Source organism: Streptomyces sp. NPDC093225 (genome assembly GCF_044753805.1).
In the GTDB taxonomy this organism is placed as follows: domain Bacteria; phylum Actinomycetota; class Actinomycetes; order Streptomycetales; family Streptomycetaceae; genus Streptomyces.
The window spans coordinates 166966-181877 of record NZ_JBIVNX010000003.1 but is presented as its reverse complement, the minus strand read 5'-3'; the positions used below and the strand labels follow the sequence as shown (position 1 = coordinate 181877).

At 72.3% G+C, this 14912-nt stretch carries 14 protein-coding genes; 6 read left to right on the top strand and 8 right to left on the bottom strand.

What is annotated here, in order from left to right:
• Window positions 1–67: 67 nt before the first annotated feature.
• Together ACIQCH_RS04905 and ACIQCH_RS04900 are read right to left on the bottom strand one after the other, a co-directional pair.
• Window positions 68–970, bottom strand: a complete 903-nt coding sequence (locus ACIQCH_RS04905; RefSeq protein ID WP_402577978.1) for an LLM class flavin-dependent oxidoreductase — start codon at window positions 968–970, stop codon at window positions 68–70.
• 103 nt (window positions 971–1073) lie between these two features.
• Window positions 1074–1613, bottom strand: coding sequence for an RNA 2'-phosphotransferase (locus ACIQCH_RS04900; RefSeq protein WP_402577976.1), 540 nt, complete (start codon window positions 1611–1613; stop codon window positions 1074–1076).
• 250 nt (window positions 1614–1863) lie between these two features.
• Between ACIQCH_RS04900 and ACIQCH_RS04895 the strand changes: the two genes are divergently transcribed.
• Complete coding sequence (locus ACIQCH_RS04895; protein ID WP_402577974.1) at window positions 1864–2601, top strand: aquaporin; 738 nt, start codon at window positions 1864–1866, stop codon at window positions 2599–2601.
• Window positions 2602–2729: 128 nt separating this feature from the next.
• On the opposite strand, the gene ACIQCH_RS04890 is transcribed toward ACIQCH_RS04895, so the two are convergent.
• From ACIQCH_RS04890 to ACIQCH_RS04880, 3 genes are all read right to left on the bottom strand, one after another.
• On the bottom strand, window positions 2730–3686 hold the full coding sequence (locus ACIQCH_RS04890) for a MerR family transcriptional regulator (RefSeq protein ID WP_402577972.1): 957 nt from the start codon (window positions 3684–3686) through the stop codon (window positions 2730–2732).
• Window positions 3687–3923: 237 nt separating this feature from the next.
• The gene (locus tag ACIQCH_RS04885; RefSeq protein ID WP_402578285.1) at window positions 3924–5693 is read right to left on the bottom strand and encodes an SDR family oxidoreductase; all 1770 of its coding nucleotides are present in this window, start codon (window positions 5691–5693) and stop codon (window positions 3924–3926) included.
• A gap of 2 nt (window positions 5694–5695) precedes the next feature.
• Window positions 5696–6523 carry a M24 family metallopeptidase gene (locus ACIQCH_RS04880; RefSeq protein WP_402577970.1) on the bottom strand — a complete coding sequence of 276 codons (828 nt, stop codon included), beginning with the start codon at window positions 6521–6523 and terminating at the stop codon, window positions 5696–5698.
• Between the two features lie 243 nt (window positions 6524–6766).
• On the opposite strand from ACIQCH_RS04880, the gene ACIQCH_RS04875 reads away from it, so the two are divergent.
• From ACIQCH_RS04875 to ACIQCH_RS04855, 5 genes are all read left to right on the top strand, one after another.
• The gene (locus tag ACIQCH_RS04875; RefSeq protein WP_402577968.1) at window positions 6767–7801 is read left to right on the top strand and encodes an ABC transporter ATP-binding protein; all 1035 of its coding nucleotides are present in this window, start codon (window positions 6767–6769) and stop codon (window positions 7799–7801) included.
• Entirely contained in the window at window positions 7791–8678 is an 888-nt protein-coding gene (locus tag ACIQCH_RS04870) for an ABC transporter permease (protein ID WP_402577966.1), read from the top strand. The genes ACIQCH_RS04875 and ACIQCH_RS04870 overlap by 11 nt, the downstream gene beginning before the upstream one ends.
• Window positions 8675–9586, top strand: coding sequence for an ABC transporter ATP-binding protein (locus tag ACIQCH_RS04865; RefSeq protein WP_402577964.1), 912 nt, complete (start codon window positions 8675–8677; stop codon window positions 9584–9586). Before ACIQCH_RS04870 ends, ACIQCH_RS04865 begins: the two co-directional genes overlap by 4 nt.
• A gap of 14 nt (window positions 9587–9600) precedes the next feature.
• Window positions 9601–10320: an ABC transporter permease gene (locus tag ACIQCH_RS04860; protein ID WP_402577962.1), complete on the top strand. Its 720-nt coding sequence runs from the start codon at window positions 9601–9603 to the stop codon at window positions 10318–10320.
• Between the two features lie 119 nt (window positions 10321–10439).
• Window positions 10440–11084, top strand: coding sequence for a rhomboid-like protein (locus ACIQCH_RS04855; RefSeq protein WP_402577961.1), 645 nt, complete (start codon window positions 10440–10442; stop codon window positions 11082–11084).
• Between the two features lie 152 nt (window positions 11085–11236).
• Here ACIQCH_RS04855 and ACIQCH_RS04850 read toward each other — a convergent pair whose 3' ends face one another.
• From ACIQCH_RS04850 to pheA, 3 genes are all read right to left on the bottom strand, one after another.
• A complete protein-coding gene (locus ACIQCH_RS04850) occupies window positions 11237–12043 on the bottom strand; it encodes an HAD family hydrolase (protein ID WP_402577960.1) in 807 nt (268 codons plus the stop codon).
• Window positions 12040–13317 (bottom strand): serine--tRNA ligase, encoded by a 1278-nt coding sequence (gene serS, locus ACIQCH_RS04845; RefSeq protein ID WP_402577958.1) that lies wholly within the window; start codon window positions 13315–13317, stop codon window positions 12040–12042. The genes ACIQCH_RS04850 and serS overlap by 4 nt, the downstream gene beginning before the upstream one ends.
• A gap of 605 nt (window positions 13318–13922) precedes the next feature.
• The gene (pheA, locus tag ACIQCH_RS04840; RefSeq protein WP_402577956.1) at window positions 13923–14858 is read right to left on the bottom strand and encodes a prephenate dehydratase; all 936 of its coding nucleotides are present in this window, start codon (window positions 14856–14858) and stop codon (window positions 13923–13925) included.
• Between the last annotated feature and the right edge of the window lie 54 nt (window positions 14859–14912).

The window sequence follows — 14912 nt, the reverse complement described above, 5'->3', positions numbered from 1 at the left end:
GGATCGGCGGCTGCCGACCGCGCGGGCGGGGGGACGGAGGCCGGCCCCCCGGCCGCGCGGGGTGCGGTCAGGCGTCGAGCTGGGCCAGGGCCTCGGTGGCGATCCGCTCGAAGACCTGCTGGTCGGCGGCGAAGGGGGTGTCCGCGATCGGCCAGTGGATCACGAGCTCGGTGAAGCCGAGGTCCCGCTGCCGGCCGGCGAAGTCGACGAACGCGTCCACCGACTCCAGCGGGCGGGAGCGGTCCGGGGTGAACCCGGTCAGCAGGATCCGGTCGAGCTCCCGGGGGTCCCGGCCGACGTCGGCGCAGGCCTTCTCCAGCTTCTCCGCCTGGCCGCGCAGGGCCTCGTCCGACTGCTCGGGGGTGCCGTCCTCGAACAGCTTCGGGTCCCCGGTGGTCACCCAGGCCTGGCCGTGGCGGGCGGCGAGCCGCAGTCCGCGCGGGCCGGTCGCGGCCACGGCGAAGGGCAGTCGCGGGCGCTGTACGCAGCCGGGGACGTTGCGGGCCTCCACGGCGGAGTAGTGCGTGCCCTCGTGGCTGACCGCACCCTCGGTGAGCAGCCGGTCGAGCAGGGGCAGGAACTCGCCGAAGCGGTCGGCGCGCTCGCGCGGGGTCCAGGGCTCCTGGCCGAGGGCGGTGGCGTCGAACCCGTTGCCGCCGGCGCCGATGCCGAGGGTGACCCGGCCGCCGGAGACGTCGTCGAGGGAGATGAGCTCCTTGGCGAGGGTCACCGGGTGGCGGAAGTTGGGCGAGGTCACCAGGGTGCCCAGGCGGAGCCGGGAGGTGGCGGCCGCGGCGGCCGTCAGGGTCGGGATCGCGCCGAACCACGGTCCGTCCCGGAACGGCACGCGCCAGGAGAGGTGGTCGTAGGTGTAGGCGGCGTGGAAGCCGAGGGCCTCGGCGTGCTGCCACTTTTCGCGGCCACCCGCGTGCCAGCGCTGGACGGGAAGGATCACGGTACTCAAACGCATGCCTTCGAGCGTACGTGGTCGGTGGCTCGATCCTTTCGGTTGCCGCGGCGCCCGGGGCCGTACCGCCGGGCCGGACGTCCGGTGCCGGACGTCTACCGGACGGCTACGGGAAGCGCAGGAACTGCGGCGGTACCGCGTCCACCAGCCACACCCCGTTGGCGCTGATCCGGAAGACGTGCCCGGCCGCCCGCATGGCCCCGGCGTCGACGCTCAGCACCACCGGGCGGCCCCGGCGGGCGCCCACGCGCGTCGCGGTCTCGCGGTCCGCGGAGAGGTGCACGTGGTGGCGGGCCATGGGCCGCAGGCCCTCCGTACGGATCGCGGTCAGCACCGCGGGCACCGTGCCGTGGTAGAGGTACGCCGGCGGCTCGGCCTCCGGAAGGCCGAGGTCCACCGCGACCGTGTGGCCCTGGTTGGCGCGGATGCGGGTGCCCTCGACGGCGAAGCGCTGCTTGTCGTTGGCGGCGACGACGTGGTCGAGCTCGGCCCGGCTGACGGGGAAGCCGTGCGCGGCGGCGGCCGCCAGGAGGTCCTCGATCTCCACCCAGCCCTGCGGGTCGAGCACCAGTCCGATGCGTTCCGGCTGGTGGCGCAGGTGTTTCGAGACGTATTTCGAGACCTTGACCGTGCGGCGTTCGTCCATGGGCCCAGCGTGCCGGGCCGAAGGGCCTCTCGGCACGTCCTTTTCGCCGGTCCCCTCCGTGGGGACCCCCCTCTAGTCGACTTCCAAGATACGAAATATATTTTCCGTTGCCGCTCGGCTCCGTCGACCCTCTCCGGTCCTGACGGCGCGTCCCCGGTTGCGCCGAGGACGCGCCTCGGCATCCCGCACTCCGATCCACCGTGATCCGCCGCGTCCCGACGCGGTCCCGCCGCCCGAAGGGGGAACACCCATGTCCGCAACCGCTCCGCTGCCACGTCGGATCGCCGCCGAGTTCACGGGGACCGCCGCCCTGGTGGCGGTCGTGATCGGCTCCGGCATCCAGGCCTCCGCCCTCAGCCGCGACACCGCGGTGGCCCTGCTGGCCAACTCGCTCGCCTCGGCGATCGGCCTGGGCCTGCTCATCACCCTGCTGGGGCCACTGTCGGGGGCCCATCTCAACCCCGTGGTCACGCTCGTCGCCTGGTGGGACGGGCGCTCCCGCAGCGCCGGGATCGGCTGGCGGGAGGGGCTGGCGTACGTGGTCGCGCAGACGGCCGGCGCGATCTCCGGCGCGGTGGTGGCGGAGGCCATGTTCGGCCGGGAGCCCGGCGTGTTCGCGACCCAGGTGCGGGCGGGCGGTCACCTGCTGGTCGGCGAGGTCGTGGCCACGGCCGGGCTGGTGCTGGTGATCCAGGGGCTCGGACGCATCGGTCGCGCCCGGCTGGTGCCGGCGGCGGTGGCCGCGTACATCGCCGCGGCGATCTGGTTCACGTCCTCCGGCTCGTTCGCCAACCCGGCGGGCACGGTGGGCCGGGCGTTCAGCGACTCCTTCGCCGGGATCGCGCCCGTCTCGCTGCCGGGGTTCGTCGCGGCGCAGCTGGCCGGCGGCGTGCTCGGGATCGTGCTGTCCGTGGTGCTGTACGGGCGGACCCGGGCCCGGGAGGCGCAGGTCACGCCCATCAACACCCCGTTCCGCGCTGTGAGTTGACGTCGGCCCTGGTGGTCTTCGGTCGTTCTCCACAGCGAGGGAGTGCTTTTCCACAGCCTATTTGGCGGTAATTGTCGTCGAATGCTCAAGCAATCACGGCATCCCCTGTGGGTAAACCTGTGAGTTTGTCATTCACCCGTACGGGTGGTCGTCGCGTCCCCCTCGGGGGCCCGGACGGCCCGTGACGCCAGCTCGTTCATCGTCCGGGCCTGTAGCTCCCGCTCGGTCGCGGCCCGGACGAACGCCGCCACGTGACCCGGCCCCACCAGTTCCTGCACCGCCCGTACCGTCGCCCCCGGCAGCGCCACCGGCACCGGTCCGGCCGGCACCACCGCCGTCCCGGCGGCCGTCAGGTGCTGCTGGAGGTGCCGGGTGGCCTGCAGCCGCATCGCCCGGGCCAGTTCCGCGTCCACGGTCTGCTGGGCCAGCGGCCGCAGTCGCCGGACCAGCGCCGCCGCCTCGGCCGCGTCCGCGTCGGTGGGCGGGGTCGAGCCGAGGTAGCGGGCGAAGACGTGCTCGGTGGTGAACTCCAGGAACCGGGCGGCGATCGACTCCACCTGCGCCCGCAGCTCCCGCAGGTGCCCGGTGATGGCGTCCAGCGGTACCCCGGCCGCGTACAGCTCGGCCGCCACCGCCAGCTCCTGCGGGCTGGGGACGAGGAACTCGTCCTCGCGCCCCGGCAACCGCTCGAGCACCCCGAGCTCCACGGCCTCGTCCACCGCCCGCTCGTCGGGCCGCCCGCCGAACCGCGCGTTCAGCTCCGCGCGCGAGATCCGGGCGGCCTCCTCGTCCGTCCAGGGGCCGTGCACCTCGGCGACCAGGCCGAGGACGCCGCCCAGCCCGCGCCCCGCGTCCCAGGCCTCCAGCAGCTCCTTGATGGAGGCCAGGGTGTAGCCGCGGTCGAGCAGGTCGGCGATCTGCCGCAGCCGGGCCAGGTGCGTGTCGCGGTACACGTTGGAGCGCCCGCGCCGCTCCGGCTTCGGCAGCAGACCGCGGTCCTGGTACGCCCGGATCGTGCGCACCGTCGCGCCGCTGTGGTGGGCCAGATCCTCGATCCGGTACTCGGCCACCGCCTGCTCGGACACAACGCACTCCCTACGACATCGCCGCCCGGCCGGCCGCGCCGGCCTCGTCCGCCGCGGTCCGGGCGGCCGGTGGGGCCGCCAGGTACTCGACCGCTGCGCGCGGCGAGCCCTCCTGCGAGGGATGGTACGACCGGCGGATTGAGGCGGGTATGGCCGTGCCGCGCTCGGTGCGCGCGGCCGGCCGTTCCGGCCGGGGCCGGCGCCCGGCCGCGCCCGGCCGACCGGCCCCGGCCCGGCTCACAGCCTCGGCTCCCAGCGGGCGAGGGCGCGCAGGGCCCGGGGCGTGAACCGGGACATCCACAGCGCGCCGCGGGACTCGGGCGTCACCGGCACCACGGCCCGGTTCTTCACGACGGCCTCCAGGATCGCGTCGGCGACCTTCTCCGGAGGGAAGTTGCGCAGCCCGTACAGGCGCTGGGACTTCTGCTGGCGGCGCTTCTCCTCCGCGGCGTCGACGCCGGCGAACCGCGCGGTGGCGGTGATGTTCGTGTTGACGATGCCGGGGCATATCGCGGACACGCCGATGGACTTCGAGGCGAGCTCGGCCCGCAGGCATTCGCTGAGCATCAGCACCGCCGCCTTCGACGTGCTGTACGCGGGCAGCGTCTTCGAGGGCAGGTAGGCGGCGGCCGAGGCGGTGTTGACGATGTGTCCGCCCTGGCCGCGTTCGGCCATCTGCCTGCCGAAGATCCGGCAGCCGTGGATGACGCCCCACAGGTTGACGTCGAGGACCTTCTTCCAGTCCGCGGACGTGGTGTCGAGGAAGGAGCCCGACAGCCCGATGCCCGCGTTGTTCACGAGCACGTCCACGATCCCGTACTCGGCGGCGACCTTGGCGGCGAGCTTCTCCATCGCCGGCTCGTCGCTGACGTCCACGGCCTCGGCCCAGGCCTGCGGGGCACCGACCAGCCGGGCCAGCTCGGCGGTGCGCGCCGCGCCGTCGGCGTCCCGGTCCACGGCCACCACGCGCGCCCCGGCCTCGGCGAACGCGAAGGCCGTGGCCCGTCCGATGCCGCTGGCCGCGCCGGTCACCAGGACGAGCCGGCCGCCGAACCGGTCGGCGTACCGCCCGGCGCCGGCCGGCGCGGGCGCGGTGGCCGGCCCGCGGTCCTCCTGGGCGGCGGCGAACTCGCCGATCCACGCGGCCAGCTGGTCCGGGCGGGTGCGCGGGATCCAGTGCTTGGCCGGGAGCGTGCGGCGCAGCAGGCTCGGTGCCCACAGCTCCAGGTCGTCGTACAGCCGCTCCGACAGGAAGGCGTCCCCGGTCGGGGTGATCAGCTGGACCGGGGCGTGCGCGTACGCGTCGGCGCGGGGGCGGCGCAGCCGCGCCCGGACGTTGTCCCGGTACAGCCACGCGCCGTGCGCGGCGTCGGACGGGAGCGAGGCGGTCGGGTAGCCGTCGGCCGGCACCTTCTCCATGCGCTGGAGGACCTTCGGCCACCGCTTGCCGAGCGGACCGCGCCAGGCGAGCTCCGGCAGCACGGGGGTGTGGAGCATGTAGACGTACCAGGACTTGGCGCCCTGACCGAGCAGCTGGGCGGCCCGGCGCGGGGTGGGACGGGACATCCGCTTCTTGATCCAGTGCCCGAAGTGGTCCAGGGAGGGGCCGGACATCGAGGTGAAGGAGGCGATCCGGCCCTCGGTCCGCTTGACGGTGGCGAACTCCCAGGCCTGTACGGAGCCCCAGTCGTGCCCCACCAGGTGCACCGGCCGGTCCGGGCTGACCGCGTCGACGACGGCGAGGAAGTCGTCCGTCAGCTTCTCCAGCGTGAACCCGCCGCGCAGCGGCACCGGTGCGCTGGAGCGGCCGTGCCCGCGCACGTCGTACAGCACCACGTGGTAGCGGTCGGCCAGCCGCCCGGCGACCTCCGACCACACCTCCTTGCTGTCCGGGTACCCGTGGACCAGCACCACCGTGGGCCGTGCGGCGTCGCCGAGCTCCGCGACGCACAGCTCGACCCCGCCGGTGTGCACCCGGCGCTCGCGCGCGCCCTTGAGAACCGTCATGCTCACGCCGCCTTCTCCTCTGCCCAGCGCCGCACGTGCGGCAGGTCGTCGTCCAGCCAGAACGCACTCTCCTCGGGGTCCCTGGAGTCGGTGACGACCAGGAGCTCCTCGAACTTCGCGCCGGTGCCCCGGAAGCCCAGGTGCGGCTCGACCGCCCACAGCCCGGGCCGGGGCGGGTGGTCGGAGAACCGGTACGGGCTCCACAGCGGCGACCAGCCCTCGCGGTGCCCGTGCAGCGCGTCCGAGGCGAGCCCCCTGAGGGACCGGGTGCCGAACCCGAACGCGGTCGGGGCCCAGCGGCGCTCCTTGACCCGGTCCACCTTGTGCGCGATCACGCCGAAGGGGTAGGCCCGGTGCCGGTTCGCGTACCCCTGCTTCACCATGAGCCGGTCGACGTCCTCGTAGATCGCGCGCAGCGGCCGGCGCTCGCGCACCTCGGCGAGGATCAGCTCGCGGTGTGCCCGCAGGTCGTCCATGAGGCGGTCCTGCACGGGGTTGAGGCCGAGCGAGCCCGAGTAGCCGATGTCCGCGGTGTGGCCCTTGTAGACCGGGGCCATGTCGAGGATGAAGGGCATCCCCGGCTCCAGCCGCCGGTCGGTCGGGAAGAACTGCAGGGGGATCCTGAAGCCGGTGAACGCCGTGCGGTCGCCGAACCAGGCGAAGGGCAGGTGGAACCAGTCGGTGACCCCGCGGGCCCGCAGCCACGCGCGCTGCATGCGCGCGGCCTCCCGCTCCGTGACGCCCGGCTTCAGCTGTGCCGCCACCGCCTCGGCGCACTCGTACGCGAGCCGCTGGACTTCCCTGAACCCGCGAAGATCGTCCCCTGCCATGCCAGCCCCGTCCCGGTAGCCGTAACGTGCCCGAAAGTTGACATTGATGAATGTGACAATGCCTGGAGATCACGTCAAGGCCCCCGCACGGACCTGTGGAAAACCTTTCGGTGGGGGCGCCTGCGCGTTCGGGGTAGCCCTTACGTCCCGGATGACCGCGTTCGGTGTACGACCCAAGGTTGAGACGGGGACCGCGCTCCAGAGTGACGACGGCGACATCGCCCCGCCACTACCTTCGAAACCGTGACTGTCATCGCGACCGAAAGCCTGAGCAAGCGGTACACCGGAGTGACCGCCCTTGACCGGCTCTCCCTGGACATCGGCCCCGGCGTAACCGGCCTGGTCGGTGCGAACGGGGCCGGCAAGTCCACGCTGATCAAGATTCTCCTCGGCCTCTCCCCGGCCACCGAGGGCCGTGCCGCCGTGCTCGGACTGGACGTCGCCACTCAGGGCGGCGCCATCCGTGAACGCGTCGGATACATGCCCGAGCACGACTGCCTGCCGCCCGACGTCTCGGCCACCGAGTTCGTCGTGCACATGGCGCGCATGTCCGGGCTCCCCCCGACCGCAGCGCGCGAGCGCACCGCGGACACCCTGCGCCACGTCGGGCTGTACGAGGAGCGCTACCGCCCCATCGGCGGCTACTCCACCGGCATGAAGCAGCGCGTCAAGCTCGCCCAGGCGCTGGTCCACGACCCGAAGCTGGTGCTCCTCGACGAGCCCACCAACGGCCTGGACCCGGTCGGCCGCGACGAGATGCTGGGCCTGATCCGCCGGGTCTACACCGACTTCGGCATCTCGGTCCTGGTCACCTCGCACCTCCTCGGCGAACTGGAGCGCACCTGCGACCACGTCGTGGTCGTCGACGGCGGCCGCCTGCTGCGCTCCAGCTCCACCAGCGACTTCACGCAGACCACCACCACCCTCGCCGTCGAGGTCACCGACTCCGACGCGCACCCCGACGGCACCCGCGCCCTGCGCGAGGCCCTGGCCGCCGCCGGCGCCACCCTCCACGAGGGCGAGGAGCAGGGCCTGCCGGGCGCCGGCCACATCCTCCTCGTCGAGGCCACCGGCGACGCGACGTACGACCTGGTCCGCGACACCGTCGCCGGCCTGGGCCTGGGCCTGGTCCGCATGGAGCAGCGCCGCCACCAGATCGCCGAGGTCTTCCAGCAGCAGCCCCAGCAGTACCCCCAGCAGCAGCCCCCGCAGCACCCGGGCTTCGCCCAGCCGCAGCAGGGCTTCGTCCAGAAGGGAGCCGGGAGCCATGGCGCCTGAGACCGCCACCCAGATCCACAACATCGGCTACCGCTCCTACGAGGGAGCCCGCCTCGGCCGCGCGTACGCCCGCCGCTCGCTCTACGCGCAGTCGCTGCGCGGGGCGTACGGGCTGGGCCGCTCGGCCAAGTCCAAGGTGCTGCCGATGCTGCTGTTCGGCATCATGTGCGTCCCCGCGGCCATCATCGTCGCGGTCGCCATCGCGGTTCCGGGATCGACCGACCTGCCGATCAAGTACCCGAACTACGCCATGCTCCTGCAGATGGTCATCGGCCTCTACCTGGCCTCGCAGGCGCCCCAGACGGTCTCCCGGGACCTGCGCTTCCGGACCGTGCCGCTGTATTTCTCGCGGCCCATCGAGCGGGTCGACTACGTCCTGGCCAAGTACGGGGCGATGGCGTCGGCGCTGTTCATCCTCACGGCGGCGCCGCTGCTGATCATGTACATCGGCTCCCTGCTGGCCAAATTCGACTTCGCGACCCAGACCAAGGGGTTCGCACAGGGACTGGTCTCGGTGCTGCTGCTCTCCCTCCTCTTCGCGGGCATCGGCCTGGTGATGGCCGCCCTGACGCCCCGCCGCGGGTTCGGCGTCGCCGCCGTCATCGCGGTGCTGGTCATCCCCTTCGGCGCGGTCTCGACCGTGCAGGTCATCGCCAACGAGACCGGCGCCAACGGCGCGATCGAGTGGCTCGGTCTGTTCTCCCCGATGACCCTGGTCAGCGGCTTCCAGTCGGCCTTCCTGGGCGCCAAGTCGACCTTCCCGGGCGAGGTGGTCCCCTCCACGGGCGTCGGCTTCGTCTACCTGCTCGCCGCACTCGCCGTGATCGCCGGCTCCTACGGCGTCCTGATGGCCCGCTACCGGAAGGCCGGACTGTGACCACCATCGACATCGACCACGCCTCGCGCTGGTTCGGCAACGTCGTGGCCGTCAACGACGTCACGATGAGCATCGGCCCCGGCGTGACCGGCCTGCTCGGCCCCAACGGCGCCGGCAAGTCCACCCTGATCAACATGATGGGCGGTTTCCTGGCGCCCTCCACCGGCACGGTCACCCTCGACGGCACCCCGATCTGGGGCAACGAGCAGGTCTACAAGCACATCGGCGTCGTGCCCGAGCGCGAGGCGATGTACGACTTCCTGACCGGCCGCGAGTTCGTCGTCGCCAACGCCGAGCTGCACGGGCTCGACGAGCGCGCCGCGCAGCGGGCCCTGGCCACCGTCGAGATGGAGTACGCCCAGGACCGCAAGATCGGTACGTACTCCAAGGGCATGCGCCAGCGCGTCAAGATGGCCTCCGCCCTGGTCCACGACCCGTCGGTGCTGCTGCTCGACGAGCCGTTCAACGGCATGGACCCGCGCCAGCGCATGCAGCTGATGGAGCTGCTGCGGCGGATGGGCGCCGAGGGCCGCACCGTCCTGTTCTCCTCCCACATCCTGGAGGAGGTCGAGCAGCTCGCCTCGCACATCGAGGTGATCGTGGCCGGCCGGCACGCGGCCTCCGGCGACTTCCGACGGATCCGCCGCCTCATGACCGACCGCCCGCACCGCTACCTGGTGCGCTCGTCGGACGACCGCGCGCTCGCCGCCGCCCTGATCGCCGACCCCTCCACGGCCGGCATCGAGGTCGACCACAAGGAGGGCGCGCTGCGCATCCAGGCCGTCGACTTCGGCCGGTTCACCGCGCTGCTGCCGCAGGTGGCGCGTGCGCACGGCATCCGACTGCTGACGGTCTCGCCCTCCGACGAGTCCCTCGAGTCGGTCTTCTCCTACCTCGTAGCGGCCTGAAGGAGCTGGCACCGATGTACAACCCCACCGTCGCCCGGCTCACCTACCGGGCCCTGCTCGGCCGCCGCCGCGCACTGATCCTCTTCGCGCTGCCGGCCCTGCTGGTCGTCCTCGCGGTCGCCGTCCGGCTGCTCAACGGGGCCGACGACGCCACCGCCTCCGGCCTGCTCGGCGGCTTCGCCCTGGCCACGATGGTCCCGCTGATCGGCGTCATCGCCGGCACCGGCGCCATCGGCCCCGAGATCGACGACGGCTCGATCGTCTACCTGCTCGCCAAGCCGGTGAAGCGCCCGACGATCATCGTCACCAAGCTGTTCGTCGCCGTCGCCGTCACGATGGTCTTCTCCGCCGTCCCCACCCTGATCGCCGGCTACATCCTGAACGGCAACGGGCAGCAGATCGCGGTCGCCTACACCATCGCCGCCCTGGTCGCCTCGATCGCGTACAGCGCGCTGTTCCTGCTGTTCGGCACCGTCAGCCGGCACGCGGTGGTGTTCGGCCTGGTCTACGCCCTCGTCTGGGAGTCCCTCTTCGGGTCGCTGGTGGACGGGGCCAAGACCCTGAGCGTCCAGCAGTGGTCGCTGGCCCTGGCCGAGAAGGTCACCGGGCCCGGCGTGGTGGACTCCGCCGTCGGCCTGCCCACGGCGACCGTCCTGCTGGCCGCGGTCACGGTCGTCGCCACCTGGTACGCCGGCCAGAAGCTGCGCCGGCTGACCCTCGCCGGCGAGGAGTGAGACGCCGGAACCGATGAGGAGGGGCCCGCCGGTGCGGCGGGCCCCTCTTCGCGTCGCGGTGGGCCCCGGTGGGGAGGGGGCGTCGGGCGGCGGACAGGATCCGGAGTGATGATCGGATCATGACGCTCGACTCCGGACCCGAACCGTCCCGGCCCGTGCGGTCGTGGATCCGGTCCTCGCCCGGCACGCACGTGTGGCTGGTGATCATCGCGGTCACCAGCCTCGTCGTGGTGATCGTCCCCGACCGGACCGAGCACCTGCTGCTCCACCGCAACAGCAGCAACATCCACGAGCTGGTCCAGCACCCGGTCCGCTCGCTGGTGGCCAGTGCCTTCTGGATCGAGAGCCCGGCGTCCCTGCTGCTCTACGCGGCCCTCTTCGAGGTCTTCCACGCCCCGGTGGAGCGCTGGCTGGGCACCGTGCGCTGGTTCGTCGTCGTGGCCACGGCGCACGTCGTGGCGACCCTGGCGAGCCAGAACGCCGTCCTCATGGCGATCCGGGACCACCGCGCCCCGCGCAGCATGGTGCACGTCGTCGACATCGGCGTGAGCTACGGACTCGCCGCCGCCGTCGGCGTCCTGACGTACCGCCTGCCGGGCCCCTGGCGCTGGCTCTACCTGGCGGGCGCGGTCGCGTTCTTCGGCGTCCCGCTCGCCACCGGCGCCACCTTCACCGACCTCGGCCATGCCATCGCCCTGGCCATCGGCCTGCTGTCCTGGCCGCTCACCCGACACCCCGAGCACCCGCACCCGGACCGCAACTGACCCGCGTCCGTGCGTGTGTTCGAGGAAATTCGATGGTGCCCGGACGGGGCGGGGGGCACAGTGGAGGCGCGGAGAGTTCCACCGGTCCGGGGCGGCCGCTTCGAGCGCGCCTCGCGGCGCGGGCCGTCCCGGACCGTTCTCCCGGCAGGTGCTCAGGCCGCGCCGAGCAGTCGTTCCAGGACCACCGCGATGCCGTCCGCCTCGTTCGAGGTGGTCACCTCGTCGGCCACGGCCTTCAGTTCCCGATGGGCGTTGGCCATGGCCACCCCGTGCGCGGCCCAGCCGAACATCGGGATGTCGTTCGGCATGTCGCCGAACGCGATGGCCTCGTGCTTCTTCACGCCGAGGCGCCGCGCGGCCAGCGACAGCCCGGTGGCCTTGCTGAGCCCCAGCGGGAGGATCTCCACCACGCCCGGACCCGCCATGACCACGTCGACCAGTGCGCCGACGGCCTGCCGGGCCACGGTCGCCAGGGCGTCGTCGTCGAGGTCCGGGTGCTGGATGTAGAGCTTGGTGAGCGGGGCCGCCCACACCTCCGCCGTGTCCTTCAGGAACACGTACGGCAGCGGCCCCTCCTGCACCTGGTAGCCGGGGCCGACCAGCACCTCGCCGTCCAGGCCGTCGCGGCTGGCGGCCACGAACACCGGACCGAGCTCCGCCTCGATCTTGTTGAGCGCGAGCCCGGCGAGCTGCCGGTCCAGCGTCACCGAGGTGAGCAGCCGGTGCGCGCCGGCGTCGTACAGCTGCGCGCCCTGGCCGCACACCGCGAGACCCCTGTAATCGAGGTCGTCGAGGATGTGGCGGGTCCAGGGCACCGCACGGCCGGTGACCACGATGTGCGCCGCGCCCGCCGCGGTGGCCGCGGCGAGCGCTTCGCGCGTCCGCTCGGAGATCGATTCGTCGGCCCGCAGCAGCGTGCCGTCGAGGTCGGTCGCGATCAGCCGGTACGGGAAGCTCACTTGGAGACCGGCTCCAGGAACTCACGGCCGCCGAGGTAGGGGCGCAGCACCTCGGGCACCCGCACCGAGCCGTCGGCCTGCTGGTGGTTCTCCAGCAGCGCGACGATCGTGCGCGGGACGGCGCACAGGGTGCCGTTGAGGGTGGCCAGCGGCTGCACCTTCTTGCCGTCGCGCATGCGCACCGACAGGCGGCGGGCCTGGAAGCCGTCGCAGTTGGAGGCGGAGGTCAGCTCGCGGTACTTGCCCTGGGTCGGGATCCACGCCTCGCAGTCGAACTTGCGGGAGGCGGAGGAGCCGAGGTCGCCGGTGGCGACGTCGATGACCTGGAAGGGCAGCTCGAGGGAGTTGAGCCACTGCTTCTCCCAGGCGAGCAGGCGGGCGTGCTCGGCCTCGGCGTCCTCCGGCGCGACGTACGAGAACATCTCGACCTTGTCGAACTGGTGGACGCGGAAGATGCCGCGGGTGTCCTTGCCGTACGTGCCGGCCTCGCGGCGGAAGCACGGGGAGAAGCCGGCGTAGCGCAGCGGCAGCTTCTCGGCCTCGATGATCTCGTCCATGTGGTACGCGGCGAGCGGGACCTCGGAGGTGCCGACCAGGTAGTAGTCGTCCTTCTCCAGGTGGTACACGTTCTCCGCGGCCTGGCCGAGGAAGCCGGTGCCCTCCATGGCGCGCGGGCGGACCAGCGCGGGGGTCAGCATCGGGATGAAGCCGGCCTCGGTGGCCTGCGCGATCGCCGCGTTGACCAGGGCCAGCTCGAGCAGTGCGCCGACGCCGGTGAGGTAGTAGAAGCGCGAGCCGGAGACCTTGGCGCCGCGCTCGACGTCGATGGCGCCGAGGAGCTCGCCGAGCTCCAGGTGGTCCTTGGGCTCGAAGCCCTCGGCCGCGAAGTCGCGGACGGTGCCGTGGGTCTCGAGGACGGTGAAGTCCTCCTCGCCGCCGACCGGCACGTCCGAGTGGACGATGTTGCCGAGCTGGAGCAGCAGCTGCTTCGCGGCCTCGTCGGCCTCGTTCTGCTCCGCCTCGGCGGCCTTGACGTCGGCCTTCAGCTGCTCGGCGCGCTTGAGGAGCTCCGCGCGCTCCTCCGGGGAGGCCTTGGGGATCAGCTTGCCGAGAGACTTCTGCTCGTTGCGCAGGTCGTCGAAGCGGACACCGGACGACCGGCGGCGCTCGTCGGCGGAGAGGAGCCTGTCGACGAGTTCGACGTCCTCTCCACGGGCGCGCTGCGAGGCGCGGACACGGTCAGGGTCTTCACGGAGCAGCCGGAGGTCAATCACCCCTCCAGGCTACCGGCCTGGGCTTCCTCGCCTCACACCGATATCACGCTGCGTGTCGCTATGTCCTGATTGCCGTAAATGCAAAACTGATCGATGGTGGCCGGAACCGGTTCGCCGCCCGGAAGTCGATAAAGAGGTGTCTTTCCCCGAAAGGGGCGCATCGGGGCGTTCCGTGGGCGGCGCGGGGGCGGCCGGAGGCCGTGTGGGAGGCGGCCGGCGGCGTCCTGGTTGTCCACAGGGATGTGCGGCAGGGGTTCGTTATCCACAGGCCGGATCGATCGGCTGTGGACATGAATGGCGCTCCTTGTGCATCGCTTCGCGCGCCGAAGGAATCCTGGTTCAAACCCCCACCACACACTCATTCGGGTGGGAAATGCTCGCTCCAAAGAGTTGATCAATGGTGTGCGGGTGACGTCGTTCATCTCCAGGGGGGTGGGACGCCACCTGGTCGACCGGGGAGATTTGTCGACCTTGCCCACCCCGCGTGTCGACTTGTCCCCAGGTAGAGAACCGCGCCTGTGGATAACTCTGTGGACAACCTTGTGGACAGCTCTGTGGGCGGGACGGCCGGCCGGGGCCCGCTCCGTCCCGCCTCGCTACGCGATCTACGCCCGCCCGTCCAGGCAGCGAGTCAGCCAGTCCGACGCCGCGGTGAAGTCACCGTCCGACGTCCCCGGCCGGGGCGCCCGCACCTCGGCCGCGGAGACCCCCGCGCGCGGGTACGAGCCGAGGAACCGCACGTTCGGGCAGACCCGCTTCAGACCCATGAGCGCCTCGCCCACGCGCCGGTCGGAGATGTGGCCCTCGGCGTCCACGGCGAAGCAGTAGTTGCCGATGCCCTCGCCCGTCGGCCGGGACTGGATCAGCATGAGGTTCACCCCGCGGACTGCGAACTCCTGCAGCAGCTCGAGCAGCGCGCCCGGGTGGTCGTCGCCGAGCCAGATCACGACCGAGGTCTTGTCCGCCCCGGTGGGCGCCGCCGGCCGGGCCGGCCGGCCCACCAGCACGAACCGGGTCTCGGCGTTCTCCGCGTCGTGGATCTCGGTGACCAGCGGCACCAGCCCGTACGTGGCCGCCGCGAACTCGCCGGCGAAGGCGGCGTCGTACCGGCCCTCCTGGACCAGCCGCGCGCCGTCCGCGTTCGAGGCCGCCGACTCCCAGACCGCGTCGGGCAGGTTCGCCCGCAGCCAGTTGCGCACCTGGGGCTGGGCCACCGGGTGCCCGGTCACCGTCTTGATCTCCGACATCTTCGTGCCCGGCCGCACCAGCAGCGCGAACGCGATCCGCAGCCGGACCTCGCGGTAGATCATCAGCGGCTCGCCCGAGGCCAGCTCGTCGAGCGTGGCGGTCACCCCGCCCTCCACCGAGTTCTCGATCGGCACCAGGGCCGCCGCGGCCTCGCCGTTGCGCACCGCGTCGAGTGCGGCGGGCACCGACACCATGGGGACGAGCTCGCGGGTGGCGGCTTCCGGGAGCGTGCGCAGGGCGGCCTCCGTGAAGGTGCCCTCGGGACCGAGATAGGTGTAGCGGGTGGCCGACATGCGATCAGCCTAGTGCGCCGGAGGGTCCGGCCGCCGTGCCGTTCACACAACGAG